This window comes from Brevundimonas sp. NIBR10 (genome assembly GCF_027912515.1).
In the GTDB taxonomy this organism is placed as follows: Bacteria; Pseudomonadota; Alphaproteobacteria; order Caulobacterales; family Caulobacteraceae; genus Brevundimonas.
Map to the genome: position 1 here is coordinate 3,622,819 of NZ_CP115464.1, position 23,876 is coordinate 3,646,694.

25 protein-coding genes and 2 tRNA genes are annotated in these 23,876 nt (G+C 66.6%); 11 read left to right on the forward strand and 16 right to left on the reverse strand.

Annotation, left to right across the window (positions count from 1 at the left end; all coding sequences use genetic code 11):
• Positions 1 to 32: 32 nt before the first annotated feature.
• Positions 33 to 1,376, forward strand: coding sequence for a site-specific integrase (locus O5K39_RS17695; RefSeq protein ID WP_271144917.1), 1,344 nt, complete (start codon positions 33 to 35; stop codon positions 1,374 to 1,376).
• Between the two features lie 832 nt (positions 1,377 to 2,208).
• On the opposite strand, the gene O5K39_RS17700 is transcribed toward O5K39_RS17695, so the two are convergent.
• The 3 genes from O5K39_RS17700 to O5K39_RS17710 form a co-directional block, all read right to left on the reverse strand.
• Complete coding sequence (locus tag O5K39_RS17700; protein ID WP_271144918.1) at positions 2,209 to 2,847, reverse strand: hypothetical protein; 639 nt, start codon at positions 2,845 to 2,847, stop codon at positions 2,209 to 2,211.
• 149 nt (positions 2,848 to 2,996) lie between these two features.
• A complete protein-coding gene (locus tag O5K39_RS17705; protein ID WP_271144919.1) occupies positions 2,997 to 5,549 on the reverse strand; it encodes a glycosyl hydrolase 108 family protein in 2,553 nt (850 codons plus the stop codon).
• Between the two features lie 53 nt (positions 5,550 to 5,602).
• On the reverse strand, positions 5,603 to 6,091 hold the full coding sequence (locus O5K39_RS17710; protein WP_271144920.1) for a hypothetical protein: 489 nt from the start codon (positions 6,089 to 6,091) through the stop codon (positions 5,603 to 5,605).
• Positions 6,092 to 6,231: 140 nt separating this feature from the next.
• On the opposite strand from O5K39_RS17710, the gene O5K39_RS17715 reads away from it, so the two are divergent.
• Positions 6,232 to 6,498, forward strand: coding sequence for a hypothetical protein (locus O5K39_RS17715; RefSeq protein ID WP_271144921.1), 267 nt, complete (start codon positions 6,232 to 6,234; stop codon positions 6,496 to 6,498).
• Positions 6,499 to 6,607: 109 nt separating this feature from the next.
• On the forward strand, positions 6,608 to 7,480 hold the full coding sequence (locus O5K39_RS17720; protein ID WP_271144922.1) for a hypothetical protein: 873 nt from the start codon (positions 6,608 to 6,610) through the stop codon (positions 7,478 to 7,480).
• A gap of 238 nt (positions 7,481 to 7,718) precedes the next feature.
• Here the strand turns inward: O5K39_RS17720 and O5K39_RS17725 are convergent, their stop codons facing one another.
• Entirely contained in the window at positions 7,719 to 8,060 is a 342-nt protein-coding gene (locus O5K39_RS17725) for a hypothetical protein (RefSeq protein ID WP_271144923.1), read from the reverse strand.
• Positions 8,061 to 8,588: 528 nt separating this feature from the next.
• Here O5K39_RS17725 and O5K39_RS17730 point away from each other — a divergent pair.
• From O5K39_RS17730 to O5K39_RS17740, 3 genes are all read left to right on the forward strand, one after another.
• Positions 8,589 to 8,936 carry a hypothetical protein gene (locus O5K39_RS17730; protein ID WP_271144924.1) on the forward strand — a complete coding sequence of 116 codons (348 nt, stop codon included), beginning with the start codon at positions 8,589 to 8,591 and terminating at the stop codon, positions 8,934 to 8,936.
• 98 nt (positions 8,937 to 9,034) lie between these two features.
• Positions 9,035 to 9,649 carry a hypothetical protein gene (locus O5K39_RS17735; protein ID WP_271144925.1) on the forward strand — a complete coding sequence of 205 codons (615 nt, stop codon included), beginning with the start codon at positions 9,035 to 9,037 and terminating at the stop codon, positions 9,647 to 9,649.
• Positions 9,650 to 9,699: 50 nt separating this feature from the next.
• Entirely contained in the window at positions 9,700 to 9,954 is a 255-nt protein-coding gene (locus tag O5K39_RS17740) for a hypothetical protein (protein WP_271144926.1), read from the forward strand.
• Positions 9,955 to 10,037: 83 nt separating this feature from the next.
• On the opposite strand, the gene O5K39_RS17745 is transcribed toward O5K39_RS17740, so the two are convergent.
• From O5K39_RS17745 to phaP, 7 genes are all read right to left on the reverse strand, one after another.
• A tRNA-His gene (locus O5K39_RS17745) sits at positions 10,038 to 10,114 on the reverse strand.
• A gap of 157 nt (positions 10,115 to 10,271) precedes the next feature.
• Complete coding sequence (locus O5K39_RS17750; RefSeq protein WP_271144927.1) at positions 10,272 to 10,988, reverse strand: energy transducer TonB; 717 nt, start codon at positions 10,986 to 10,988, stop codon at positions 10,272 to 10,274.
• A 15-nt stretch (positions 10,989 to 11,003) separates the two neighbouring features.
• Complete coding sequence (locus O5K39_RS17755) at positions 11,004 to 11,438, reverse strand: biopolymer transporter ExbD (protein WP_271144928.1); 435 nt, start codon at positions 11,436 to 11,438, stop codon at positions 11,004 to 11,006.
• Between the two features lie 5 nt (positions 11,439 to 11,443).
• On the reverse strand, positions 11,444 to 12,331 hold the full coding sequence (locus O5K39_RS17760; RefSeq protein ID WP_271144929.1) for a MotA/TolQ/ExbB proton channel family protein: 888 nt from the start codon (positions 12,329 to 12,331) through the stop codon (positions 11,444 to 11,446).
• Between the two features lie 1,326 nt (positions 12,332 to 13,657).
• Positions 13,658 to 15,973, reverse strand: a complete 2,316-nt coding sequence (gene clpA, locus O5K39_RS17765; protein ID WP_271144930.1) for an ATP-dependent Clp protease ATP-binding subunit ClpA — start codon at positions 15,971 to 15,973, stop codon at positions 13,658 to 13,660.
• A 13-nt stretch (positions 15,974 to 15,986) separates the two neighbouring features.
• Positions 15,987 to 16,319 carry an ATP-dependent Clp protease adapter ClpS gene (clpS, locus tag O5K39_RS17770; protein WP_271144931.1) on the reverse strand — a complete coding sequence of 111 codons (333 nt, stop codon included), beginning with the start codon at positions 16,317 to 16,319 and terminating at the stop codon, positions 15,987 to 15,989.
• Between the two features lie 163 nt (positions 16,320 to 16,482).
• Positions 16,483 to 16,974, reverse strand: a complete 492-nt coding sequence (phaP, locus tag O5K39_RS17775; protein ID WP_271144932.1) for a TIGR01841 family phasin — start codon at positions 16,972 to 16,974, stop codon at positions 16,483 to 16,485.
• A 316-nt stretch (positions 16,975 to 17,290) separates the two neighbouring features.
• Between phaP and O5K39_RS17780 the strand changes: the two genes are divergently transcribed.
• A complete protein-coding gene (locus tag O5K39_RS17780; protein WP_271144933.1) occupies positions 17,291 to 18,790 on the forward strand; it encodes a serine hydrolase in 1,500 nt (499 codons plus the stop codon).
• 213 nt (positions 18,791 to 19,003) lie between these two features.
• Here O5K39_RS17780 and O5K39_RS17785 read toward each other — a convergent pair whose 3' ends face one another.
• From O5K39_RS17785 to O5K39_RS17795, 3 genes are all read right to left on the reverse strand, one after another.
• Positions 19,004 to 19,438: a molecular chaperone DnaJ gene (locus O5K39_RS17785; protein ID WP_271144934.1), complete on the reverse strand. Its 435-nt coding sequence runs from the start codon at positions 19,436 to 19,438 to the stop codon at positions 19,004 to 19,006.
• A 3-nt stretch (positions 19,439 to 19,441) separates the two neighbouring features.
• The gene (locus O5K39_RS17790) at positions 19,442 to 20,290 is read right to left on the reverse strand and encodes a division plane positioning ATPase MipZ (RefSeq protein WP_271144935.1); all 849 of its coding nucleotides are present in this window, start codon (positions 20,288 to 20,290) and stop codon (positions 19,442 to 19,444) included.
• A gap of 128 nt (positions 20,291 to 20,418) precedes the next feature.
• Positions 20,419 to 21,081 carry an SPOR domain-containing protein gene (locus tag O5K39_RS17795; protein WP_271144936.1) on the reverse strand — a complete coding sequence of 221 codons (663 nt, stop codon included), beginning with the start codon at positions 21,079 to 21,081 and terminating at the stop codon, positions 20,419 to 20,421.
• Between the two features lie 77 nt (positions 21,082 to 21,158).
• Here O5K39_RS17795 and panC point away from each other — a divergent pair, with 77 nt between their 5' ends.
• Positions 21,159 to 22,046, forward strand: a complete 888-nt coding sequence (panC, locus tag O5K39_RS17800) for a pantoate--beta-alanine ligase (RefSeq protein ID WP_271144937.1) — start codon at positions 21,159 to 21,161, stop codon at positions 22,044 to 22,046.
• 76 nt (positions 22,047 to 22,122) lie between these two features.
• On the opposite strand, the gene O5K39_RS17805 is transcribed toward panC, so the two are convergent.
• Positions 22,123 to 22,431 (reverse strand): CsbD family protein, encoded by a 309-nt coding sequence (locus tag O5K39_RS17805; protein ID WP_271144938.1) that lies wholly within the window; start codon positions 22,429 to 22,431, stop codon positions 22,123 to 22,125.
• Between the two features lie 120 nt (positions 22,432 to 22,551).
• On the opposite strand from O5K39_RS17805, the gene O5K39_RS17810 reads away from it, so the two are divergent.
• The gene (locus O5K39_RS17810; protein ID WP_271144939.1) at positions 22,552 to 22,908 is read left to right on the forward strand and encodes a phage holin family protein; all 357 of its coding nucleotides are present in this window, start codon (positions 22,552 to 22,554) and stop codon (positions 22,906 to 22,908) included.
• Complete coding sequence (locus tag O5K39_RS17815; protein WP_271144940.1) at positions 22,908 to 23,513, forward strand: DUF4287 domain-containing protein; 606 nt, start codon at positions 22,908 to 22,910, stop codon at positions 23,511 to 23,513. Before O5K39_RS17810 ends, O5K39_RS17815 begins: the two co-directional genes overlap by 1 nt.
• A 19-nt stretch (positions 23,514 to 23,532) precedes the next feature.
• On the opposite strand, the gene O5K39_RS17820 is transcribed toward O5K39_RS17815, so the two are convergent.
• A tRNA-Thr gene (locus O5K39_RS17820) sits at positions 23,533 to 23,607 on the reverse strand.
• 96 nt (positions 23,608 to 23,703) lie between these two features.
• On the opposite strand from O5K39_RS17820, the gene O5K39_RS17825 reads away from it, so the two are divergent.
• Complete coding sequence (locus tag O5K39_RS17825) at positions 23,704 to 23,868, forward strand: hypothetical protein (RefSeq protein ID WP_271144941.1); 165 nt, start codon at positions 23,704 to 23,706, stop codon at positions 23,866 to 23,868.
• The last annotated feature ends 8 nt before the right edge of the window (positions 23,869 to 23,876 follow it).

The following is a 23,876-nucleotide window of genomic DNA, read 5'->3' on the forward strand; positions in this document are numbered from 1 at the left end:
CGCCACTTTCATCCTGTGCCCCAAGGTGAACCATGTCCGTCGCGAAACCCGCGCTCACTCATAAGGAAGCCGTCGCCGAAAAGGTGAAGGCCAAAGCGAGCCCATCCGATCGCCGTGAGGCATGGGACGACAAGGTGAAGGGCCTGTGTCTCCGGACCAGCGCGAACGGCACACAGACCTGGGTCTATCGCTACCGGTTCAAAGGCCGCCAGCCGCGGTTCACCATCGGCCGGGGCGACATAGGCGTGCAGGAAGCTCGCCGCCGCGCTCGTGATGTGCAGGTGCGTATCGACAAGGGCGAGGACCCGGCTGGCGAACGGCGTCGCACCCGCGCCGACGACGCTGCTCCCCTGCGGACCTTCAACGACCTGGCAGACCTCTACGAACGGCAATGCGCGTCAGGCGACTGGCGCCCTATGAACAAGACGAAGCGCCAGCGTACGCTCGACGACGAGAAGGCGATCCTGTTGCGGCATGTCCGGCCGACACTGGGCAAGCTGGGCTATGCCGAGATCACGCGACAGGACGTGAAGGCCTGCCTTCGCAAGATGACCAAGAAGGGCATCACAGCCCAGACCAACAGGGCCCATGCGGTCACCCGCCAGGTGTTCGCGTTCGCCATCGCTGAGGATCTGGTCGCGGTGAACCCGGCTACCGGATTCCCGCTGCTGGCCGAGGAAAAGCCGCGCGTGCGCATCTACCGCGACGACGAGCTTGCCGCCCTGTGGGCCGTGCTGTCCGATCCGTCAGAGGTGGTGGATGCGACAGGCGATCCGGTACGGGTCGGCGAGGCTGTCAGGATCGCGATCAAGCTGGCCATGATGTTGGGCCAGCGGCGCAATGAGATCGCGGGCATGGCTGTGGCCGAACTCGATCTGTCCGCCAAGACCTGGCTGATCCCAGGTGAGCGCATGAAGGGCGGCCGGGCTCACATGGTGGCCTTGCCCGACGATGCCCTGCCCCTGATCCGTCGCGCTCTTGAGATTGCCAACACCGACGTGACGGTGCCGGCTGTCTATGTGTTTCCCACCCGGCTGCACGAGGATCGCGCCATCCTCCCGAACAGCCTGACGCGCGCTCTCCGGAAGTTCACCGAGGCGCTCAAGATCGAAGGCGCCACCTTCCACGACATCCGGCGAACGGTCAGCACCAACCTGACCTCCGAGCGCATCGGGGTCACGCCATTCATTCGATCGAAGGTTCTAGGCCATCAGGACGCCGGGGGCGGCGCTGTCGTCTCGTCGACCGTCTACGACTCCAACACCTATCTCGCCGAGAAGCGTCGCGCTTTGACGGCCTGGGCGAACCTGCTTCTGGAGATCGTCGGCGAACGCGCAAGGCCCGGCAATGTCACAGAGCTTCGGGCGGTCTCGTGACCACCGGACTGCCCCTGTGGGCTGACACGCCAATCGTCGCCTCTTGGCGCCGGTCGTCGTCCGGCGGCATTTCGTTGGTGACGCCTTTCGATCTGGCCGCCGCCCGCGCCGAACAGCTCGATCGAGCCAGAGAGCTCGGGCGCGCTCTGGGGATAAAGCGAGTGACCAACGCGCACGCAGCGCGGATCGCGGCCATGCTTAGCGTCCATGTGCCGGGCCTCCGGATCGAGACACCAGCAACTCCAACAGGATCCGCGGTCGCCGTTGATCCGCCCTCTTGGACGCCATCAGCCGGCGGTCGGCCCCGTGTATGGAATGACGAAGGTCTCGGCTCTTTGAATTGGGCTATCACCAGAGTGCATGACCGTCTGTGCACGACAGCCGCAGCCCGGTCGTTGCCGCCCCCGACCAGAAAGGCAGCGATCGTCGCGTACCGCGATGCTTGGGAGTCTCAGTTCCGCGCCGGCCTACTCGGCATGAAGCCATGCAGCGTTGAACGGATCGAAAACCTGATCGCGACAGCGAGACGGCGTGGCCTCTGGCACGTTCCGCCCCCGGCGGATGGCATAACCTCGGACAGTGACACCGGCTCGGCATGGGACGATCCCATTCCTCCCGCCGCCTCTTAAAAAAGACCAGTCACGAAAACCGTACGGGCTTTTTCCGTGACGAGCCGGTGTGCAGCGTGAACGGCGCTGAACAATCATCACCGGGTTTCAACATGACGCAGACGTATCGCCGGCCTCGAGAGGTCGAACAGCTTACCAGCCTGTCCCGCGTGACGCTTTGGCGGATGTCGAAGCGCGGCGAGTTTCCCCAGCGCGTGCAGCTGTCACCTGGCCGGGTAGGCGTCTCGACGCTCGCGCTCTTGATCGCGGGCCTGCTGGCCGAAGGTCGCATACCGGAGAGTCTCGCCTGTCTCAGGGTCCTCGAACTCGTCGTAACCGCCACCGACGGCCAGGCGGCCGAGCGCCATGACCGGATTGGTTCGGGCCATGTCCTCGACTGTCGAAGTGAAGCGCTCCCCAAGGCTGCGGGTGCGAGGCCCGGCATACGTCGGATCAGCGGGCTGGGCAGCGGGACCGCCAGAGCGGCGCACAGGCCGGGCTCCAGGGAAGCGGCTCAGCGGCCCGCTAAAGCCGTCGTTGGTCTCCAGCCACAGGGAGCCGTCCTGCCTCGTCGACACCTGCGCGGGGCCCCGGTTCGTCTCATAGAAGGCGACGGCCGGCTGACCCGAAAGGCGGGCCATGATCTCGTTGCGCGACTCCAGTCCAGCCAGCTGGTCGGGAAACTCCAGCCGCATCGCGTCGAGCCGCGCCTCATAGTCCCGATCAGACAGGCCGCCGAAGCCGTCAGCGTTGGCCTGGCCGGTCATCATGATCGATGGCGGCACGGGACGGCCAAGCAGCGCTTCGACCTGGCGGTGACGATCCCACAGCGCCCCTTGGGTGCGCGCCTCTTGGGCAGCCATCCGGGCCTCCGGTGACGGGCCCTGCGCACGACGCTCCACCTGGTCCCAGAAAGGACGCGGGGCCTCGATCGGGCGGGTCTGTACCGGCGCGGCCTGGGGCCGTGCGATGTCACCGGCAGCGAATGGGCCGCCTGTCTGCTGCATCGCCATCAGTCCGGCCGAACCACGTCGCGGCCGAGACGGCTTTCGATGGTCATGCGGGCGGCGTTCAGGTTGAGTTCGAACGGCTGGCCGTTGCGCCGGGTCGCTGTGGCGCCGCGCCGATCGACGAGCTGATAGTTGCCGTTCGGCTGCAACACGGGACGCAGGCGGGCCAAGGTGCGGGCAGGCATCGGCTCGCCATTTCCGAAGACGGGGCCGTGTCCACCAGCCGTCCACGTTCCGGCAAGAGTCTCAAGCACGTCGTCGAACCGCTCGCCGTTCATCCAGCGCGGAACGACGACGCTGGCACCGTTGACCTCTGCCGCGCCGCCGTAGGTATTCCGGCCCCAGGTCGTGCGACCGAGGGCGGCCTGGACGTAGTATTCGGGCGGCCGGACCACGCCGGACGTATCGTCAGCCAGTGCGGCAGCCTGCGCCGAGTTCTGGACGGCCGAGAGCAGGGCTGGCGTCGCGGCCAGTAGGGAACGCCAACGCGTCACCTCCGCATTCACATCGTCTCGCTTATCCGTGTCGAGCGCCTGACCGGCGGCCTTGAGCGACAGCCCGAGCGCCGCCTGCCGTGCGAACCGGACGTCACCGCCGGGACGGCCGATGTCTGCGATGTGGATCAGGACCGGTGCCGCGCCGCCCTGGCCGATCTCCGCCAACAGGTCGCGGGCACCCTGACCGCCGAGGGCCGCTGTCGCCTGCTGGGCAAACGTGATGACGGAGGCCGGATCGGACTCGAAGCGATCCTTGTAGGCCGCCACCTCGCCGTCGGTGAGCATTCGGCGCGGCACCTGATACTGCCGGGCCAGCGTGTCGCCGGTCGCCCTCCGGCCCTGCATCACCTGACCCCACACGCCCTGCTGTTGCGGGTTGAACACCGCCTCGACCGGGACCGGCGTCACCTGCGCCAGAGCCGGCCGCGTGCTGTTGCCGAGGGCGAAGGCCAGCGGGTCGGTCGCGAATCCACCTTGGGTGTTCTGGAAGCTCTGGATGCGGGCCGCTCGCTGCCGGACGGTCTGAAGCCGGTTCAGCCAGCCGTTCAGATTGCGCGCCTGAGCGGGGTTCGACGCGGCAAGGGCTCGATAGTCAGCCTCCCGCAAGGCGAGATACTGCCCGACGTCGCCACCGCTTTCGGCGATCCATCGGCGCGCATCGGCCGGGCCGTGATTCACAGCAGCGTCGAAGGCCACCAAGGCAAGGGCGGGTGGCAGTTGGTCGGCCCCGATCGCGTCCCAGTAATTCCTCTTGTAGCGGTTGACCGCAGCGCCACGGGTCAGGTTGGCGATGTCGAGGTCTGGGTTCGCGCTGGCATTGATGCCGAAGCGCGTCGGCCCGCGCCCGTTGTCGTCGGCGACGTAGGCCTCACCGCCCTCGATCTGATCAATGACGAAATCGACCGACGCCTGGAATCCACCCGCCGCCGAACCGTCTCCATTGAAGGAGCCGCCGCTACCACCGCCGCCGAAACCCTCCGGCGGCGTCACGCCGACCTCGATCGCCCACCGAGCCCGCGCGATCAGTCCGGGGTCGCCCGAGGCCTCCGCAGCGGCGCGCAGGTCTTCCGGCTTCACGTCGCCGCCGTAGCGCATCGCCTCGATCAGGCTTTCGGTTTGCTGGCTGGCCTGCGTCCGGGCAGACGACGCGATGTTCGCCCGCTGCTGAATCAGCCCGACTTCTTCGCTGTAGACGGCCATGCCCCGCTCGCGGGCCAGCTCGCGCGCCTCTGGTGACAAGGCTGCGGTGATCGCCTCGGCGCCGGATGGGCTCGCGGTCTGGTCCCCAGCGATGGTGCCGGCCGGCGGTAGCGCGCTCTGGATTTCGGCGAGCGCAGCGTCGGGGCCCTGTTCGCGAATGACCCGGCGGATATGGCCTGCGAAGGCCGACGCTTGAAACTTGCTGACGTCCTGCTGTTGGAGTCGCGCCGCCTGGTCTGGTGCGACGCCCAGCACCGGGTTCTCCGCGATCTGGGACCAAAGCTGCGCCAGTTCGCTGACGTCACCGGCGAATGCTGGATCCGCGTCGCCATACGATCCGGCATCCTCGGCATTGCGGGTAATCCGCGCCACCAGCTCGTCCTTACGGCCGACGATGCTCCGGCCCGACTCCTCGGCATCCGAGCGCAAGCGCGCCAGGCGAAGGTTCTGAAAGAGCGTGTCATGGCGCCGGTCGAAGTTGGCCGCCCGCTCCATGACCACAGCGGCCGGGGTCGTCTTGATCTGCTCAGCCCGGTACGCCCGCGCCGATGCGGCGAAGGCGTCGGGGTCGTAGGGATTGGCCGCCACGAGGTCGTCGAGGGCGCGGTCGTCTTCCGACGCATAGCGAGCCGCGGTGCCGCTGATCATCACGTCCTGATAGGCCGCGTCGTATTCGGTCACCTGGGCGCGTTCGGCGAAGCGACCGGCCAGCACGTCAGCGGTCGCGTCCTTCTTGGCCTGATCCTTCAAGAGAGGCGCCAGCGTATTCCTCTGGAGCCGGCCGATGCCGTCGACGGCCTGGGCCAGCCCTTCGGCGTTCGCCCGTTCGGCGGCCCCATAGCCGGACGTGTCGGGCATCGCCGTGATGCCACCCGACGGAAGCGTGGGAAGTCCTGTGCCTTGGCCAGCCATCAGTAGAGCCCGTTCAGATCAGCGGGTGGACCGGGGCGCTTCATCGCCGAGCCGTAGGATGCGGCCTGCGCGAATGATCCTGCGGCGTTCACCACCGACAAGGGGATCGCCCACTTCGCCTGCGTCCGGAAACCCTTGGCCGCCATGCTGGCGCTTCCGGCGCGGTTGAGCTCGCCGAGCCCCGCGATCGCCTCTGCCCGGTAGGCGTCCGCCATCGTCCGCCGCTCGATCAGCCGTGACGTCTGGGAGTCGTTGGATACGCCGCGCGCCGACTGCGTGACCGCCAGATTGCCCAGCATCGTGGCCAACTGGACTCGGGACTCTTCGCCGATCTGGGTCCGGCGCAACATGGCCATGTCGCGCTCGACCTTGGCGCCCAGCTCGGAAGCCTTCGCCGCCTTGGCTGACTGCAAACCGCCCGCGATCGTGCCGATGCCCTGGAGGACGGATCCGGTTGCAGCAGCGATGGCAAGGAGAGGTAGGGGCATGGGGCATCGTCATGCCGATCAAGGCCCGCTTGAATGCACCCCGCCCGTCCACAGGATCGTCAGGCCCGCCGGTTGCGTCCGGTTACTGCCGCCGCCTACACCGACCGCAGGGTCACTGGCGCACAATCTGGACTATCGCCATGGCCCGCACGCCAGCGCCCAGGCTGACGCGCATCTGTTGCGTCCGCCGCATGATGACCTTGCCCGATCACACCGGCGACGCCCGATTGCTGTGCTTCACGATCGACGGGCTGGCCCGCCGCACCCGCTTCGCTGAGATCGGCCAGGTGCCCGAGTTCGAGGGCGAAGTGGCGTGGTTCGAGATGGAGCAGCGGAACAAGACCCGGCTGGGGTATGTGTTTGTGCGGCAGGTGGCTGAGCCGGCACCGTCAAAGCAGTGGTATTGAAGCTAGTGACCGGCGACGCACGGGCTTTCATCGTTCTGATACAGGTTAAGGACGACTCGACTCCCGCACGGGTTGCTGGCTAGCTGGAGCCGCACCTGGGGAGGTTCTTTTGGCATCAGCACCGATCACGCTCTACCTGGACATTCCGGAAGGACAGCACGGGGATCTGGAAGTCGTGGCGGAAGCCTCGATAGCTTGGGCCAGAACCATCAAGGATGTCGCTCGGGTTCTCTATCCCGATCTGACGATCCGAGTGGAGGTGTTGGACGCTGATGAGGGCAGCTTTGGCCTGAACGCGCGCATCCAAATCGACCCCAAGTTCAAGGCTGCACTGATCGGCATTCTTGCAGGAGCGGCGACCCACTTCGGGCTCGAGACCGTTGATTATTTCTATGAGAAATTCTTGGACTCGATTTTCGGCGACAGTCCACCGGCCCAGGCGGTTGCTGCCGAGGAACGTGAGCGGGTTGCATCAGCCGTAGCGCGCGGGGCCGGAAAGAAGCCTGCTGAACAGGTCTACCGGGCTCTCCAGACCGATCCCGTCATCAAAGGAGTGGGGGTCTCGCCCCGGCCCGAGCAGCAGCCATCGTCGGTCATTGAGCGAGGCGCATTTCTGGTCCGTGGCGGTTATATGGCCGTCGAGAATGATGATCGCCGCGAGCGAACCAGGCCGGAGAGGATTGAGGCGGTCTTGATCAAGCCCGTGCTCGTTCCAAGAACTCGGAGGCTCTGGCGCTTTCAGACGCCATCCGGCGAGTTTAGCTTCATGATGAAGGACCACGCATTTGTCGGCCGGCTGCTAGACGGAACGGAGCCTATTCCTATGGTTGCCGGTGTGATCCTGGACGTGGATGTCGAGGTCACCGAAGTTTTCGCCGAGGGTCTATGGCAACCCAAAGCGAGAGCAATTACCCGCGTATGGGGCCACCGGTTCGACGCCTCAGCGCTTCTGCCCTTTGGTGAAGACGACGACGAGGACTAGCCCAACCGCGCCTGCTGCGCCCAGCGCGTACGCCAACACGGGGTGGGTCCGAGAAAGAACTTCGACACCAAGCAGAGTGAGAATGGCCGCGACCGCCGCGATCGCCACCGACATTTTCTCAGCCTGGCGCCACATCCGTCGCATGGCCGCACCCTACGCTTAAGCGGCCGGAAAACAATTGGGGTCTCGACAAAGGCGGTCGCGCCCACTGATTCAAATGCAGGCCGCGCCGATAGCCTTAAGGAACTCGACGTGATGCGCGAAGCTCCACCACCTGTAGGAGAGCTCGCCGGCGCATTTCCCCATCAAGCGTAGTCATAACCTCGCGGGCCATCGTCTCCCCGCCTTCAGGCGTCGCCGCCAAAGAGCGGACGAGAACTTCGACCTCCTCGCGTTCGTTGTCGCAGGCCATCATAGCCGCGTCGGCGATCACCGGTGCCGCTTCGCCACTCGGCTCCAGTCGAAGGCTCGCGGCATCCATGCAGGACCGGACGGCCCGCACACGGGTATCGAGGTCATTGGCTTGGGCGGGCGTCGGCGCGGTCTGCATCGCGGCCAGCATTGAGATCATGATCAGCATGGTGCGCCCCCTTTCCCGGACGATGCACCATCGGTGGCGACCGCACTACCCGCCCGAGGAAAACGGATTCTGGGATCTGAAAAAAATGGGGACATCGGGGGACCCCCTGCATGGTCGGCGTGGTGACCCCGGTATGGGAAGCCGCGCGCCGATTTTTCCCCCATGACCGCCTTGGCCATGGTGCGCCGCGTCTCCCTATTGGGTGGCGGTCGGAGGTCGTCGCGTCAGCCGACGGTGTGCGCAGCGAACGGGCCCCGGCGTCAGGCTCAGGCGCTTCGGTCGGCCTTGCTCGGCGAGGGGATGAGGCGGGGCAGCTCGCACAACGCGAACGCCCCGCCATGATCCGCGCTGGTCAGTGCCCCTGCCCTACGCGTCTCGACCATAACCATGCGGGCAATGCGAGGGCCATTCCATGCACCCGTTGACACCGCGCCAACTGTCCTCTACACAGGACACCTGACATGGCCAGAGCCGTGTCGCTCCAGTCCTTGGCAGGTGCCGAGGGCGACCTTGGTAGGAACCGAGACGATGAACGAATCCACCCCCATTGCAGACCTGTGGGCCGCCTATGAGGCCGCGACGATCGCCGAGCGCAAAGCCTGGGATCGCATGGTGCGCATCGAGAGCCAGCATGGCGAGGCCGAGGCGGGCTTCCGTCACCCTCGCGTGGTCGTCGCTGACGCCATCTACTTTGAAGCCAGCGCGCGCAAGGCTGCTCTTCGCAAGGTCATCCTGTCCCGCCCGGTTCGTAGTCAGGAGGGCATGGCCGTGCTGCGCGACATGGCCCGCGACCTGACCTCCGGCCGATACGTTCCCGGCGATGTTCGCACGGCGTTGAAGGCCGCCCGTGGTGCCGGCTGGCGTCTGGCCGCCTGACATCCCGGCTGGCGCTCTGGCCATGGTCGGAGCGCCTACCGGGCTGTCATGCCCACGCCCTGGCAATCGAGCCGGGGTGCCACACAGGGAGAAACCCTATGACCACCACCTTGATCACGTTCCCCTCTGCCGCCGCTCCGGAATGGCATGCCGCCCTTGATGGCCTCGGCGGCATTGGGCAGGACCCACACTTGCGGGCCGCCTTCGCTCAGGCCTATCGCGCTGGAATGTCTATCGCCGAGTTCTGCGGCATCCAGCTCGATCCGCCGGCCCGGCCGGCGGGCGGCTCCCGCGTATACTTCGGTGTGCCGCACGGCCCTTATCTGATCTTCGGCGCCGATGAGGGTCGGTCGGCATACCTGCCCGAGGGACGCGAGTGGGCGGAAACCACGGACGAAGATCTGACCGCGTGGGCCGCAGAGGCCAGCGCACTTGAGCAGGTCGCCGAAACCGCCTCTCGTGCCGCTGGCCCCGACGGCGACACCGCCGCTGAGCCGTTCTTGGCGCGCCGCCATAAGATCATCGACCGGATCATGGACGCGCCCTGCAACTCCCGCACTGCCGCGATCGTGAAGGGGCGCGCTGGGCTGGCGCACATGGAGCCAGGCGATGCCAGCGTGGAAGCGACCATGTTCGAACAGATCGTGGAGTGGATCGCGTCCGACTTCTTCCTCGGCGACGTCATCCCCACCGCAGACGCCCCCGCCCCATAAGCAGCCAAGCGGCCCGTCATCCCGGCGGGCCGTAACCACCGGAGACGACCATGACGATCAATGCAGCTCTTTTTGCCCAGGCAGGCGAAGCCCTTTTTGGCCTTGAGTGGAAACAATCACTGGCCGACCTGATCGAGATGGATGTGCGGCGCGTACGTCGCATCGCCAAGGCCGCACGCGAAGGACTCGATTACCCCGTGAACGAGTCCCTCGGCCCGGTACTGGCGGGGCATCTAAAGGAACGGGCGCGCTCGGCACAGGCTCAATCGATCGAAGCCGAACGGCTTGCGAAGCTGCTCGAATGAGGGCGATTTGAGAGAATTGTGCCCCGGGTGTGCCCCAGCGCTTCTGCGTGCCGCCAGCGTGAGAGCCAACCCATTGAAATCAATGGTACCGCCTCTCAGGCTTGAACTGAGGACCTCCGGTTCCACAAACCGGCGCTCTAACCAACTGAGCTAAGGCGGCGCATCGTTCGCGTGGGCCGACTGGCCTCGCGCGAGGGGTGGTCTTTAGCGGCGCTGTCCCGAGGGATCAAGCACCCATTGCAGGGCGCGAGGCCTGAACGCGAAAACGCCCCGAAGCGTGAGCTTCGGGGCGTTTGTCGTATCAGGTCAGGCGGCGATCAGTCGCCCAGGTTGAAAGGCACCCGGACGGTGAAGGTCGCATTGGTCGCCGCGCCGTCCACGGTGCGGGGCGAAAGCTGGCCCCGCTGGACGATACGCACGGCGGCCTGGCCGAAGCCCATGCCCGCTGGCGTTTCCGAAACCACCCGGCAGTTCGCCGGACGGCCGTTGGCCTGGGCGGTGCACGAGACGGTCGCCGAGCCGCTGACGCCACGATCCATGGCGCGAGCCGGGAAGTCGTCGGCGGTCGGACGCGGAGGCCGCGACCAGGCCACGTTGGTGATGACCGACGGGCGAGGCGGAGCCGGAGGCGCAGGCGGAGGCGGAGGTCCGGGGACGATGACGGGCGGACCCGTATACTCGACCCGGTCTTCCTTCTTCGTCGGCTCGATCGGCAGTGTGATCGGCGGCGGAGGCGCGTTGGGCACCACGACCGGAGGACGGACCTGCAGCTTGGGCGGCGGCGGGGTGTCCGGCGGAGGCGGCGGCGGCGGAGGGGGAGGAGGCGGCGGAGGCGGAGCAACAATGTCCACGTCCACAGCGTCGTCCTCGAACGCCACCTGTTGCATCTCGAACTTGGTCTTCTGGACCCAGATCACGAGCGCGACAAAGAGGACCAACACCACCGCCAGGGCGATGAGCCAGGTAACCGGCGACACCTTCTTGCGAGGCGCGTCGTACCGACTGCGGTGATACTCAACGGGTGTATCTGTCATGTGATCTCCCGTTCCCTACGCTGGTTTATCTTCGCCGACGAGGGCGACGCTGTAGAAGCCGGCATCCTGCAGGGAGTTCATCGCCTGCATGAAGTCGCCATAACGCGTATCCTGGTCGCCGCGGATATAGATCCGTTCCTTGGTCGGGTCCCGACGTCCGATCTGGGCCGTCAGGTCCGAACCGAGAGTGTCGTAGCTCGACTCGCCGTCTCCGATGTAGACCCGGCCGTCCGTCGTGATCGAGATGAACACGGGCTTGGGCGGGTTTTCGGAAGGCGGCGCAAGAGCGATCGGAAGTTTCACTTCCACCCCCGGGGTGGCGACCGCAGACGCCACCATGAAGATGATCAGCAGGACGAGCATGATATCAACGAAAGGCGTGACGTTGATTTCTGCGTTCTGCTCGACGTGATACTTACCGCCGCCCGAACCTCCGAGTTTGGCGGCCATCCGTCTTAGGCTCCCTTGTCGAGCTGACGCGAGACGGCGTTCAGCAGTTCAGCGGCGAAGCCGTCCGAACGGGTGCCATAGGCCGAGATGCGGGTGTTGAAGTAGTTGTACATCACGACGGCAGGGATAGCGGCGAACAGGCCGATACCGGTGGCGAGCAGCGCCTCGGCGATACCGGGGGCGACGGAGGCCAGGTTGGTCGTGTTCGACTGAACGATACCGATGAAGGAGTTCATGATGCCGTACACGGTACCGAACAGACCCACGAACGGGCCGATGGAGCCGGTCGAAGCCAAGAACTGCTGTCCACCGGACAGGCGAGCGGCGAGGCCGGCCTGAACCGCCGAAACGGCGTGCTGGGCGCGAGCCAGGGCGTCATGCTTGTTGTCGCCGGCGACCGAGAGGCCCGACTGACGCGACAGTTCGATTTCCTCGGTGGCGGCAGCGGCCATGTCGGCCAGCGGGTTGCCGTCGTAGGCTTCGTCAGTGGCCACGCGACGCATGTCCGCGAGGGTACGGGTCTGACGGAACTCTTCGAGGAAGCGGTCGGTCTTGCGGTTCAGGCTGCCGAACTCGAGCAGCTTGATGATCAGCAGGGTCCAGGAGAAGATCGAGGCCAGGAGCAGGCCGATCATGACGGCCTTAACGACCGGGGTCGCGATCATGAACATGTCGATCGGGGTCAGACCGGCGGCGCTGTGGCCACCGTCTTCGGCTTCGGCGGCAGGAGCGGCCGCGGGGGCCGCTGCCGGGGCCGGGGTCGTCGCTGCGGGAGCGGCGGCGGCCGGAGCGGCCGTGGCCGCGGGGTCCTGCGCAAGCGCGGGGCTGCTCGCCATCAGGACGGCGGCGCCGGCCAGGGCGAGGAGGATGTTGGTCTTCTTGCTATCCAGCATTTGTCGCCAGTTCCTGCTTTGTGGTCTGAAGCTATTTGACCTTGGAGACCGGCCGCGACATGCGACCGCCCCCCCATGAAATTCGGTTTTTGCCCCGTCTGGCGAGCCAAAAGGCCGCAGGCGGAACGCCTTGTATCGCATCTGGTTGCCCCGAGGGGAACCATAGTCTGGTCGGCACCGCCGGGACGGGTCCGTGATCGTTTCCGACCTCGCGTTAATACGAACGTGGTCAAGCGTCTTTGGCGAACGGTTATCAGAGCGTCAAGGGCGCAATGGTGCTTTTCGCCCGCAGAGCGAAACGAGCCTGCAAATCCATATGGAACGGGCAAAAACGGCGAAACGATGATGCATGAATCACATCGATTTCGTGCTGCGACGCAACATTCTACCGTTTGCAGTGCAGCAAAATGACAGCGAGGGACAGTGTGATTGTCTGAGGATTCGCGGAGGTGGTGTCCGGGTGGCTGGTGGTTGGTGGTTGGTGGTTGGTGGTTGGTGGTTGGTGGTTGTCGCATCCTCGACGCCACGCCCATCGAGGTCAGCCCGCGCGCTGCCAAATCCAGCAGTCACCAGTCACCAGTCACCAGTCACTCTCTACACACACCTCTTCGCCCTCACGCGCCGATGCGCTGAAGCGATGGGAAGGGCCGGCGGAGCGTCCGGGCCTCCGCCCGGAAAAGAATAGAAAATACCGTTTCGGCGAAAGACAGACGCTCCGCGTGCGTGGTTTTCCAGGAGCTGTACGGCTCGGTCACCCGAACCAGCGGGGCTGTTAACCCCTTGCCGCTACCGCGCCCCCGGCGGGAAGGTGATGCCCTTGCAGCATCGTCCCCTGAACGATCCGACTATCTGCGCCAGACCCCTTGTTCAGCCTCGGCCTGACACGGGCGCTTACGACCGTGACGCGACCGACACCGATCCCGCTCCACACACCCCCGCCGCAACAAGATCGCAAGGCCTTGCGCCCTTCCCCGCGACGGGACGGAAAGCATCATAGAGGGCTTTTGACCCTGGGCGCGTTCAAGGGGGTGAGAAATCTCCAATCCGTTGCGAGGCAAAGGATTGGTGGGCTGAAGTTTGAAACCTGGAGGCGTCGGACAAGCCGTCTCCTCCCCGTCGCGAAGCGATGGGGAGGTGGCAGCGAGCCTTTGCGAGCTGACGGAGGGGGAGACGCGATGCCGCGAATGGAGGCTGCCGGACGCACGTCGATCGCTTCGAGAATCCCCACGGGACAAACATCGTCGCCCCCTCCGTCACGGCCCTGAAGGAGGGCCGCGCCACCTCCCCGTCGCCCTCTCCTGATCGGCGGAGGGGCGGTGAGTGGATTCAGACGGCCGCGTCTTCGTCGGCGGTTTCCTTGGCGGGGGCGCCGGCCGTGGGGGTGATGTCGAAGGCGATCTTGCCGTCTACGAGGGCGACCTTGACGTGACCGCCGCGGGTCAGGCGTCCGAACAGGATGTCGTCGGCCAGAGGCTTCTTGATGTTCTCCTGGATGACCCGGCCCAGGGGGCGCGCGCCGTACAGTTCGTCGAAGCCGTTCTTGGCCAGCCAGTCGGCCGCGTCGTCGGTCAGTTCGATGGTGATGTTGCGGTCCGCCAGCTGGGCCTCCAGCTGCAGAATGAACTTGGTCACGACCTGACGAATGACTTCCGGCTGGAGCGCCTTGAACGAGACCACGGCGTCCAGGCGGTTCCTGAACTCGGGCGCGAACAGGCGCTGGATGGCCTTTTCGTCCTCGCCCTCGACCTTGCCGCGACCGAAGCCGATCGAGGCCCGAGCGTTGTCGGCGGCACCGGCATTGGTCGTCATGATCAGGACGACGTTGCGGAAATCGACCTTCTTGCCGATGGCGTCGGTCAGCATGCCGTTGTCCATCACCTGAAGCAGGATGTTGTAGACGTCCGGGTGAGCCTTCTCGATCTCGTCCAGCAGGACGACGGCGTGCGGGTGCTGATCCACGGCGTCGGTCAGCAGGCCGCCCTGGTCATGACCGACATAGCCCGGAGGGGCACCGATCAGGCGGCTGACGGTGTGACGCTCCATGTATTCGCTCATGTCGAAGCGCAGCATCTCGATGCCCAGGGTGGACGCGAGTTGCTTGGCCACCTCGGTCTTGCCCACGCCGGTCGGGCCGGCGAACAGGAAGGAGCCGATGGGCTTTTGCGGATCGCGCAGGCCGGCGCGGGCCAGCTTCATGGCCGAGGCGACCTGTTCGATCGCCGCGTCCTGACCGAAGACGGCGCGGTTCAGGTCCTTCTCGAGCTCGCGCAGGCCCTCGGTGTCGGATTTGGAGACCGATTTGGGCGGGATGCGGGCCATCTTGGCGATGACGGCCTCGACCTCCTTCTGGCCGATGACCTTCTTGCGCTTCGATTCGGGCAGCAGCATCTGGCTGGCCCCCGCCTCGTCGATCACGTCGATCGCCTTGTCCGGCAATTTGCGGTCGGTCATGTAGCGGGCCGACAGCTCGACCGCCGAACGGATCGCCGCTTCGGTGTAGCGCAGCTTGTGGTGGCTTTCGTACGAGGACTTCAGCCCGCGCAGGATCTTGACCGTGTCCTCGACCGTGGGCTCGTTGACGTCGATCTTCTGGAAACGGCGGACCAGGGCGCGGTCCTTCTCGAAATGCTGGCGGTACTCCTTGTAGGTGGTCGAACCCATGCACCGCAGGGAACCCGACGCCAGGGCAGGCTTCAGCAGGTTGGACGCGTCCATCGCCCCGCCCGAGGTGGCGCCCGCGCCGATCACCGTGTGAATCTCGTCGATGAACAGGATGGCGTTCTCGTGGTTCTCGAGCTCCTTGACGACCTGCTTCAGCCGCTCCTCGAAGTCGCCGCGATAACGGGTGCCGGCCAGCAGCGCCCCCATGTCGAGGCTGTAGATGGTCGCGCCTTCCAGCACGGCCGGGACCTCGTGGTTGACGATCTTGCGGGCCAGACCTTCGGCGATGGCGGTCTTGCCGACGCCGGGCTCGCCGACCAGCAGGGGGTTGTTCTTGGTCCGGCGGCACAGGATCTGGATGGCGCGCTCGACCTCGGCGTTACGGCCGATCAGGGGATCGATCTTGCCCTTCTTGGACTTCTCGTTGAGGTCGACGCAGTAGGCTTCGAGCGCTTCGCCGCCCTGTTTGACGGCGGCGGCGTCCTCGGCCTCTTCCGGCGACTGGGCCGAGCCCTTGGCGGGTTTGACCTCGCCGGCACCGGCCTTCTTGGCGATGCCGTGGGCGATGAAGTTGACCGCGTCATAGCGGGTCATGTCCTGCTCCTGCAGGAAGTACGCCGCGTGGCTTTCGCGCTCGCTGAAGATGGCGACCAGGACATTGGCGCCGGTCACTTCCTCGCGGCCCGAGGACTGGACGTGGATCACCGCGCGCTGGATCACGCGCTGGAAGCCGGCGGTGGGCTTGGCATCCTCGCCGTCGGAGGTGGCCAGGGCGGCCAGGTCGGTGTCGACATACAGGGTCAGGGCGGTCTTGAGCGCCGTCAGATCGACGTTGCAGGCCTTCATCACGCCGGTGGCGTCCGGGTCGTCGATCAGGGCCAGCAGCAGGTGCTCGAGCGTCGCATATTCGTGGCGGCGTTCGTTGGCGTAGGAAACCGCGCGGTGCAGGGTCTCTTCGAGAGGACGTGAGAACGAGGGCATTGGGGAGATCCTCTCAGTCTTTTTCCATAGTGCATTGCAGAGGGTGCTGGTGACGGCGCGCCGTCTCGACCACCTGGGCGACCTTGGTTTCGGCCACTTCGTAGGTGAAGACGCCGCACACCCCGACGCCATGCTGATGCACATGCAGCATGATGCGGGTCGCGTCCTCGCGGCTCTTCTGGAAGAACCGCTCCAGCACATAGACGACGAATTCCATGGGCGTGTAGTCGTCGTTCAGGATGAGCACCCGATACAGCGAGGGCTTCTGAAGCTTCGGCTTCGTTTCGGTGACGGTAGCGGAGCCGAAGCCCTGCCCCTGTCCTTCACCTGGCCGTTTGGTAGGCATTCGTGGTCCATCATTTCGGGGAGTCGAAACGCTAGATAGGAAACATCCGTCGGATTTGTAGTCGCGTCCAGTCACGCGTTTCGTGATCGGACCGGATCAATGACAAAAGGGCCCGGCGCTTTCGCACCGGGCCCCTTGCTACGCTACTGAGAGTGCAGGTCGCCTAGCGGGCGGCCTGGAACTTTTCGACCGAGGCGGTGACGCGGGCGTTGATGGGCTGGAAGCTGTCCTTGACCGAGGCGGTCAGGGTTTCCGTCATCTTGGTCATTTCGGCCATGTAGGTCTCCATCGCCGACTTGGTGTAGGAGGTCTGCAGCTCGATCAGCTCCTGGACCGAACGGGCCTTGGCGATCGTCTGGGCGGCGGCGACGCCGGTTTCCCAGCTGGTCTTGCCGTAGGACAGGGCCTGGGCGGACAGGGCCTCGGCGCCCTTCTGGGCGGCGGTGGCCGAAGCGGTCAGGGCTTCGAGGTTCTGCTTGGACTGGGCGCTCAGTTCACCGAAGGCGGCGGTGGACTTTTCGAGGCCTTCCTTGAGGGCTTGCGTACCGGCCGCCTGGACCTTTTCGGACTGGGCCTTGAACTGCTCGCCCTGGGCCTTGACGGCCTTGGTGACGGTTTCGACGGTGGGCTTGATGGTTTCTGCGGCGTCGGCCATGAGCAAAATCTCCTGAAGTCGGTGAAGCGGGGTGGCCCGCGTGATTTTCTCGCGACCGGGGGATCGGTGCGACGGCCTCCATATGGTGCAAGTGCGAACGCCCGTCAAGGGATTTTGTGCAGTGCAACATTTTCGAGACCTTCGCATGACAGCGGCATGAGAGATGCGCCGTTCAAATCTGCGTTGAGACTGTGTTAACCACCGCGAAACTCGACGCTTTCATGCTAGATGCGAAAGACGTCGCGCCGGGGGGCCGCACCACACCAGTGTCCTTCCGTCCATGGCGGCCGGTCCCAATCGCGAGGCCTGCGGGTTGATGATGACAGGGTATATTCGTCGTATCGGCGCGGTTCTGCTGGCGATCAGCCTGGCCGTGGCGCTTGGGGTGCCCTTCCTGTCGCCGGTCGTGGCGCAGTCGTCGGACAACGCCCGCTATGCCGCCATCGTGGTCGATGCGACGACCGGTGAGGTGCTGTTCGCGCGCCGCGCCGACGACGCACGCTATCCGGCGTCGGTCACCAAGATGATGACCCTGTATCTGGTGTTCGAGGCCATCGAGGCGGGCAAGGTCAGCCCCGACGACATCGTGACCGTATCACCCCTGGCCGCATCCCAGCCGCCGTCCAAGCTGGGGCTCGCGGCGGGACAGACGATCCGGCTGGACGACGCCATGCGGGCGACCACCGTGCGATCGGCCAACGACATGGCCATGGTCCTGGCCGAGCATGTCGGCGGGTCCCAGGCCCGGTTCGCGGCCATGGCCACGCTGAAGGCCCAGGCCCTGGGCATGACCCAGACGCGCTACGTCAACCCCAACGGACTGCCCGACAGCCGCCAGATCACCTCGGCGCGGGACCTGGCCATCCTGTCGCGGGCGCTGATGCGGGATTATCCTCAGTATTACAGCTATTTCGGCCTGCACGACTGGAACTACCAGGGGCGGGAATACCGTAACACCAACGGCCTGCTGCTGGGCGGCAACGGCTATGACGGGATCAAGACCGGCTTCACCAACGCCTCGGGCTACAATCTGGCGGCCTCGGCGGTACGCGACGGGCGTCGGATCATCACCATCGTGCTGGGCGGGCGATCGGCCGCGACGCGCAACGACCATGTCGCCGAGCTGATGAACACCGGTTTCGAGGTCGAGAGCCGCCGGGCCCGGGGCGAGAACATCCAGGTCGCCCAGACCTTCTTCGAGCAGCGCGGTTTCGGTGTCGGCAGCCCGGATTCGACGCCGGGCGGCGGGCCGGTGGCCTATGCCGCGATGGAGGGGGAGCGCGGGCCGGCCGCCGGGGGTATGCCCTACGGGACCCAGCCGTATCGGCCCCAGACCCCCGTGCAGTCCCCGATCCATGTGGCAGGCACGCCCGGACAGGCCTTGCCGCCGGGGACCCGCTCCTATGCGTCGGTGGTCAGCACCCCGGCCCCGGTCGCCTCGCCACCCGTGGCGCGCCCCGACAGCCGCCCACCGGCCAACCTGACCGCGTCCCTGAACGGGGCGACGACGGCGACGACCCGCAGCGCGCCGCCGCCGGCCGCGCGCCCCGCCCCTGCCCGCCCGGCCCCTGCGCCTGCCAATCGCTGGGCGGTCCAGGTCGGTGCCTTCCGCGAAGAGCGGGTGGCGCGCGACTGGCTGACCGAGGTCAACCGCCGCTTCCGCAGCCAGTTCACGACGGCTGAGCGTTCGGTTCAGTCAGCAGCGGGCTGGTATCGCTCGCGCTTCACCAACCTGACCGAACAGGGGGCGCAGAACGCCTGCGAAGCCCTGGCCGCGCGTCGGGTGACCTGTGTGGTGGTGCGGCCGGGGGCGTAGTCGAGGTTCTTCCCCCGCTTGCGGGGGAAACCATCCCCGGCGTCGAGCGCAGCGAGACCAGGGTCGATTGGGGGAAGTCAGACTTCTCGCGTGATGGCCAACACAGCCCCCATCGTCGCTGCCTTCGCGGAGCCTGTCCTCGGGCCGAGCGAAGCTCGGACCCGGGGGCTCAGGGACGCGACACTTCCCCCGCTGCGCGGGAGAAGAAGAAAATCAGCGCCCCAGCAGCCTGTCCCGCGCCGCATTGACCCGGGCGGCCAGGCCTTCGGTGCCGCCCTGATCGGGGTGGGCGCGGCCCATGAGGCGGCGCCAGGCGGTGTTGATCGCTTCGGGCGTGGCGTTCGGCGCGACACCCAGGATGGCGCGGGCCTCGGCCTCGGTCAGGGGCTGGCCCAGAGACGGTGCCTGTCGCGGCGATGCCGGTCGAATGCGGGAACTGAAGATCAGATAGGCCCCTGCCCCGGCCAGCCCCGCGGTCATCAGCCACGATCCGCGTGAACCGGCCAGCACCGCTCCGGCCAGCATGACGGCGCCCAGCACCGTGGCGGCGATGCGCCAGTGGCCCTTGCCCGGGGTCTCACCCTGCCGCCCCAGCCGGACCAGCGCCCAGACGGCGATCGCCGCGAGGGCCAGCCCGATCAGCGCCATGGATCAGGCCGCCGCATCCAGAGCCGCCTGCCCCAGGGCGGCACCGGCGTCCGAATCCTCGACGCCCATGGCCTGCATGAGGTTGCGCATCTCCTGACGCGCCGCAACGTGGGCCAGGGACACGGCGACCGGGCGAATGTCGGCGTTCAGGTCCGCCACGGTCAGGCCGAAGGGGAAGAGTTCGCGATAGATGACGCGGTCGCGCAGCCCCGGTCCGACGCGGAAGCCGACCCGCTTGGCCAGTTTCAGCATCTTTTCTTCCAGACGACGCCGGTTGCGGGCCTCGGCGACGGCGAGGCGATTGGTGACCACCAGCCAGTCGATAGCAGCGTGGCGGCCCTCCTTGATGGCGCGCTGCTTGCGGGCCTCCCAGACGCTCTCGGAGTAGATCGAGGGCTTGAGCAGATCCAGCGTCACTGGATCGACCTGACCCAACAGGTCGAAATCGACGAAGCTGTCGTTCATGGGGGTGACGATCAGGTCGGCGCGGGCGTGGGCCGCGCTGGACAGGGCCGTATCGCCACCGGGGGTGTCGATGACGATGACGTCGCTGTCCTGGACCTCGGCGAAGGCGGTCTCGAACCGGGCCAACTGGTCCTCGGACGAGGCCTTGGCCAAGGCCTTGCCGTCGCCGATGTCGGGCTCGACTGGCATGGGCAGGACATGGCCATTGGCGGCTGTCCAGGCAGCACGGTTGGAAAAGAAGTGGGCCATCGACCGCTGGCGCAGGTCCAGATCGAGGATCGCGACCCGGTGTCCCGCATGGAGCATGCCGACGACGATGTGGATGGCCAGGGTGGACTTGCCCGCCCCGCCCTTTTCGTTGCCGACGACGATGACTTGTGCCGCCATGAGTGCTGCGTCCCGTTGGATGAGGTGCGAGAATCAGGTCGCACGTACAGACGCGCAGAATCGGGCCACGGGCCGCGAAGGTCAACGAAAGGTTAAGAGACGTCTGGGGACGATCGGCGCGAGCCGGTTCAGGTGCGGCGCGCGCACCACGGATCGGTCACCTCGGCCGCGCGGCAGATGGCGGATGCGGCGTCGGCGGGGGCGGCGACCTTTAGACGGGTGAAGGGGCGGCCGTTGACCTGGACCGCCTCGAACACCGGGGTCAGGCCCTTGAGCGCGCTGCGGGCGGACCCGGAGGACACGTCGGTCCAGGCGGCGCGGGCGGCCTCGGGGCTGGAATAGGCGCCGAGCTGGATGGTGGTGCGGGCGGCGGCGGGGGCTGCGTCCCGAGCGATGGCGGGGCGCATCGGCGCGGCCTCGGCGATCCGGTCAGAGACGCGCTGGACCACGGCATCGGCGACGGCGGGGGCGGCGGCCTCGACGGCGCGGGTGGCCCCTTGCGTGATCGCGCCGCGCAGACCGGCGTCGCGGGCATCCCACAGGTCGTGCGGGTCCATGACCTCGACCTTCAGACGGCCGGGGCTGGACGTCCGGGGAGCCGTCTCATGCGAGGCGAAGGCGGGACGAAGCCCCTGCTCCCGCGCCGAAGCTGTCGGCGCATCGGTCGAGCCGTCGAGGGGGACCTCGGCGACCGCACGGGCCATCGACTCGAAACGATTCGGGTCGCCCTCGACCATGCCGCACGAGGCGGTGGCCAGGGCCGATACGCAAACCAGGACTGGACGAAGCATTCTGCCGGACGTCATACGGCTGACTTTAGGGACGAGGCGTTGAAGCCGCGTTCGCGAACAGGGTTAAGGTCATAACCATGGTCACCGAAACGCCGTCCCCCGGAGACGACCTGCCGATCGCGCGCACGATCGCCGACCTGCGCGCCGTCGTCGGCGCGTGGCGTCGCCAGGGGCTGAGCATCGGCTTCGTTCCGACCATGGGGGCCCTGCACGACGGGCATCTGGCCCTGGTCACAGAGGCGTTGACGCAGGCGGACCGGGTGGTGGCCAGCGTCTTCGTCAACCCGACCCAGTTCGCGGCGCACGAGGACCTGGGGGCCTATCCCCGGCGCGAAGCGCGCGACGCGGAGCTGCTGGCCGGGGCGGGATGCCACCTGCTGTATGCGCCGTCGGTCGAGGAGATGTATCCGGCCGGTGCCGTGACGCGGATCACCGTCGGCGATGCGGCGACGGGTGGCCCGTCCCAGACCCTGGAAGGCGCGGCGCGGCCGCAGATGTTCGGCGGTGTCGCCCTGGTGGTCACCAAGCTGCTGAACCAGGTCCAGCCTGACGTCGCAGTCTTCGGCGAGAAGGACTGGCAGCAGCTGGCCGTGATCCGGCGGATGGTGACGGACCTGGACATGCCGGTGCAGATCGTCGGGGTGCCCACGGCGCGGGACGGCCACGGCCTGGCCCTGTCGTCGCGCAATGGCTATCTTTCGGAGCCGGATTTGGAGGTCGCGCGGCGGTTGAACGGCATCCTGGCCGAGACGGCGATCAAGGCCGCCGGGGGCGCATCGATCGTCGCCGTGGAAGCCGAGGCCGCGTCTGCCCTGCTGGCCGCCGGTTTCGCGCGGATCGACTACGTCGCCATTCGCCGGCCGGACCTGTCGCCCTTCGAGAACGGCCGCGTGGACGGTCCCGGCCGCGTCCTGACCGCCGCCGTGCTGGGCACGACCCGGCTGATCGACAATATGGCGGTATAGTCCTCAGAGCGGGAGATGACGGTCAGGTCGCAGTGACAGCTGACGCGTCATTCCGCGCCCGGAGACGTGACGTCAACTACCGGCGACGTCCACCCGCGCCGGCCAGCAGCAGGCCCAGGCCCGCCACGATCGCCGTGGTCAGGAAGGGCTTGCGACGGGCGAAGTCCAGGCCTGCACGCACGGGTTCCTGGAGATCGGTGGGCGCCTTGGCGGCGAAGCCGTCCAGACGATCCAGGCCGCGACCATAGACGTCCAGATATTTGCCCTTCACCTCGTTCAGCTTGCCGTCGAGCTGAAGCTTGGAATCGCCCGTCAGGCGACCGAGGCCGTCCTGAAGCTTGCCGGTCAGGCCGGTGGCGGCGCCGTCGATGCGGTTGTCGGTCATGGATATCCCCATTGTGCAGTTGCGTGCCACGAAAGCGCACGCCGTGATCTGCGGTTCCGCCCTGCGACACTGACAGCCGTGATTTTCTGCTAAGCTTGGTCCGCGATCAAGGAGACGCCCATGTTGAGGTTCATCGTCCAGTTTCTGGTCACGGCCGCCGGCCTGTGGCTCGCCTCGGCCATCGTGCCGGGCGTCGGCTTTACCGACACGCCCAGCCTGCTGCTCGCCGCTGTCCTGCTGGGGCTGGTCAACGCCTTCGTGCGGCCGATCCTGGTGGTCCTGACTTTCCCGATCACCGTGGTGACCCTGGGGCTGTTCCTGCTGGTCGTGAACGCCGCCACCATCGGCCTGGTCGCCATGCTGCTGGGCGGTTTCGTGGTCGATGGCCTGGGCGCCGGCATCGGGGCCGCCATTGTCACCGGGATCGTCAGCTGGATCGCCGGTGCCTTCATCGGCGATGGCAAGTCGAAGGACTGATGCCCGCCTCCGAACCCGGCGGCGTCGTCCTGACCGAGCGTCAGAAGAAGTGGTTCGCCACCGTCCAGGCGAATTTCGAGAAGAACACCGGCAAGCCTCTGACGGCCTGGCTCGAGGTCATGAAATCCTGCCCCGAGACGACGCCGCGCGCGCAGACCGCCTGGCTCAAGGCCGAACACGGCGTGCTCCAGAACCATGCGGCCCACATCCTCGACGCCATGAAACCGACCTCCGGAATGGGTTGGGGCGAACCGCAGGCTCTGCGTCGAGCGCTGTGGAAGGACCCGGCCGCCCTGGCTATCCTCGAAGCCGTCGAGTGCGTGGCGACCGACGTCGAGGGCGTCATTGTCGGGCAGCGCAAGGGCTACACCGCGTTCAGCCGCACCGTGCAGTTCGTCGCCATGCGCCCCCTGAAGGGTGGCCGGGCCTTGCTGGGCCTGAAGCTGGATCCGACCCTATCGCCGCGCCTGACGCCGTCAGTCCGCAAGGAAAGCTGGTCCGAACGCCTGACCTCGATCGTCGAACTGGACAACGCCGATCAGGTCGATGTGGAGGTGAGCCGCCTGTTCAGCCTTGCGGCCGAACGCGGTCTGGCGTCGGGCTGAGGGCCACGACTGTCGGAAATGGTGCCGCCGGGGGGAATCGAACCCACGACCTCAGCCTTACCAAGGATGCGCTCTACCACTGAGCTACGGCGGCCAAATCTGAGGAACCGGGCGTATAGCCAACTGACTGGCGGGGGGGAAGCCCGAAAAGCCGCTTGGCTCGGAAAGAATTCCAAGGCTTGATGTGGGGATGACAGAAGCGCCGGATCCACCCGCCCCCGTGGCCAAGCCCACGCCGCCGCCCGCGAGGTCGCCCGAACAGGCGGCAAAGGCCGCGCGGCTGGCCTCGGCGCTGCGTGACAACCTGCGTCGGCGCAAGGTTGCGCACCGGCAGCCGAGCCGTCCCGGCAACTGAAAGTCATC

Coding starts and splice junctions, on each gene's coding strand:
- O5K39_RS17785 (WP_271144934.1), bottom strand. CDS start 19,438: ATGGCGCTGATCGGGCTGGCCCTCGCGGCGATCGCCGTCTGGGCGCTG.
- O5K39_RS17715 (WP_271144921.1), top strand. CDS start 6,232: ATGGCCCGCACGCCAGCGCCCAGGCTGACGCGCATCTGTTGCGTCCGC.
- O5K39_RS17695 (WP_271144917.1), top strand. CDS start 33: ATGTCCGTCGCGAAACCCGCGCTCACTCATAAGGAAGCCGTCGCCGAA.
- O5K39_RS17730 (WP_271144924.1), top strand. CDS start 8,589: ATGAACGAATCCACCCCCATTGCAGACCTGTGGGCCGCCTATGAGGCC.
- O5K39_RS17755 (WP_271144928.1), bottom strand. CDS start 11,438: ATGGCCGCCAAACTCGGAGGTTCGGGCGGCGGTAAGTATCACGTCGAG.
- clpA (WP_271144930.1), bottom strand. CDS start 15,973: ATGCCCTCGTTCTCACGTCCTCTCGAAGAGACCCTGCACCGCGCGGTT.
- phaP (WP_271144932.1), bottom strand. CDS start 16,974: ATGGCCGACGCCGCAGAAACCATCAAGCCCACCGTCGAAACCGTCACC.
- O5K39_RS17810 (WP_271144939.1), top strand. CDS start 22,552: ATGTTGAGGTTCATCGTCCAGTTTCTGGTCACGGCCGCCGGCCTGTGG.
- O5K39_RS17805 (WP_271144938.1), bottom strand. CDS start 22,431: ATGACCGACAACCGCATCGACGGCGCCGCCACCGGCCTGACCGGCAAG.
- O5K39_RS17780 (WP_271144933.1), top strand. CDS start 17,291: ATGATGACAGGGTATATTCGTCGTATCGGCGCGGTTCTGCTGGCGATC.
- O5K39_RS17750 (WP_271144927.1), bottom strand. CDS start 10,988: ATGACAGATACACCCGTTGAGTATCACCGCAGTCGGTACGACGCGCCT.
- O5K39_RS17815 (WP_271144940.1), top strand. CDS start 22,908: ATGCCCGCCTCCGAACCCGGCGGCGTCGTCCTGACCGAGCGTCAGAAG.
- clpS (WP_271144931.1), bottom strand. CDS start 16,319: ATGCCTACCAAACGGCCAGGTGAAGGACAGGGGCAGGGCTTCGGCTCC.
- O5K39_RS17735 (WP_271144925.1), top strand. CDS start 9,035: ATGACCACCACCTTGATCACGTTCCCCTCTGCCGCCGCTCCGGAATGG.
- O5K39_RS17725 (WP_271144923.1), bottom strand. CDS start 8,060: ATGCTGATCATGATCTCAATGCTGGCCGCGATGCAGACCGCGCCGACG.
- panC (WP_271144937.1), top strand. CDS start 21,159: ATGGTCACCGAAACGCCGTCCCCCGGAGACGACCTGCCGATCGCGCGC.
- O5K39_RS17705 (WP_271144919.1), bottom strand. CDS start 5,549: ATGCCCGACACGTCCGGCTATGGGGCCGCCGAACGGGCGAACGCCGAA.
- O5K39_RS17710 (WP_271144920.1), bottom strand. CDS start 6,091: ATGCCCCTACCTCTCCTTGCCATCGCTGCTGCAACCGGATCCGTCCTC.
- O5K39_RS17700 (WP_271144918.1), bottom strand. CDS start 2,847: ATGGCTGCCCAAGAGGCGCGCACCCAAGGGGCGCTGTGGGATCGTCAC.
- O5K39_RS17825 (WP_271144941.1), top strand. CDS start 23,704: ATGACAGAAGCGCCGGATCCACCCGCCCCCGTGGCCAAGCCCACGCCG.
- O5K39_RS17740 (WP_271144926.1), top strand. CDS start 9,700: ATGACGATCAATGCAGCTCTTTTTGCCCAGGCAGGCGAAGCCCTTTTT.
- O5K39_RS17790 (WP_271144935.1), bottom strand. CDS start 20,290: ATGGCGGCACAAGTCATCGTCGTCGGCAACGAAAAGGGCGGGGCGGGC.
- O5K39_RS17795 (WP_271144936.1), bottom strand. CDS start 21,081: ATGCTTCGTCCAGTCCTGGTTTGCGTATCGGCCCTGGCCACCGCCTCG.
- O5K39_RS17760 (WP_271144929.1), bottom strand. CDS start 12,331: ATGCTGGATAGCAAGAAGACCAACATCCTCCTCGCCCTGGCCGGCGCC.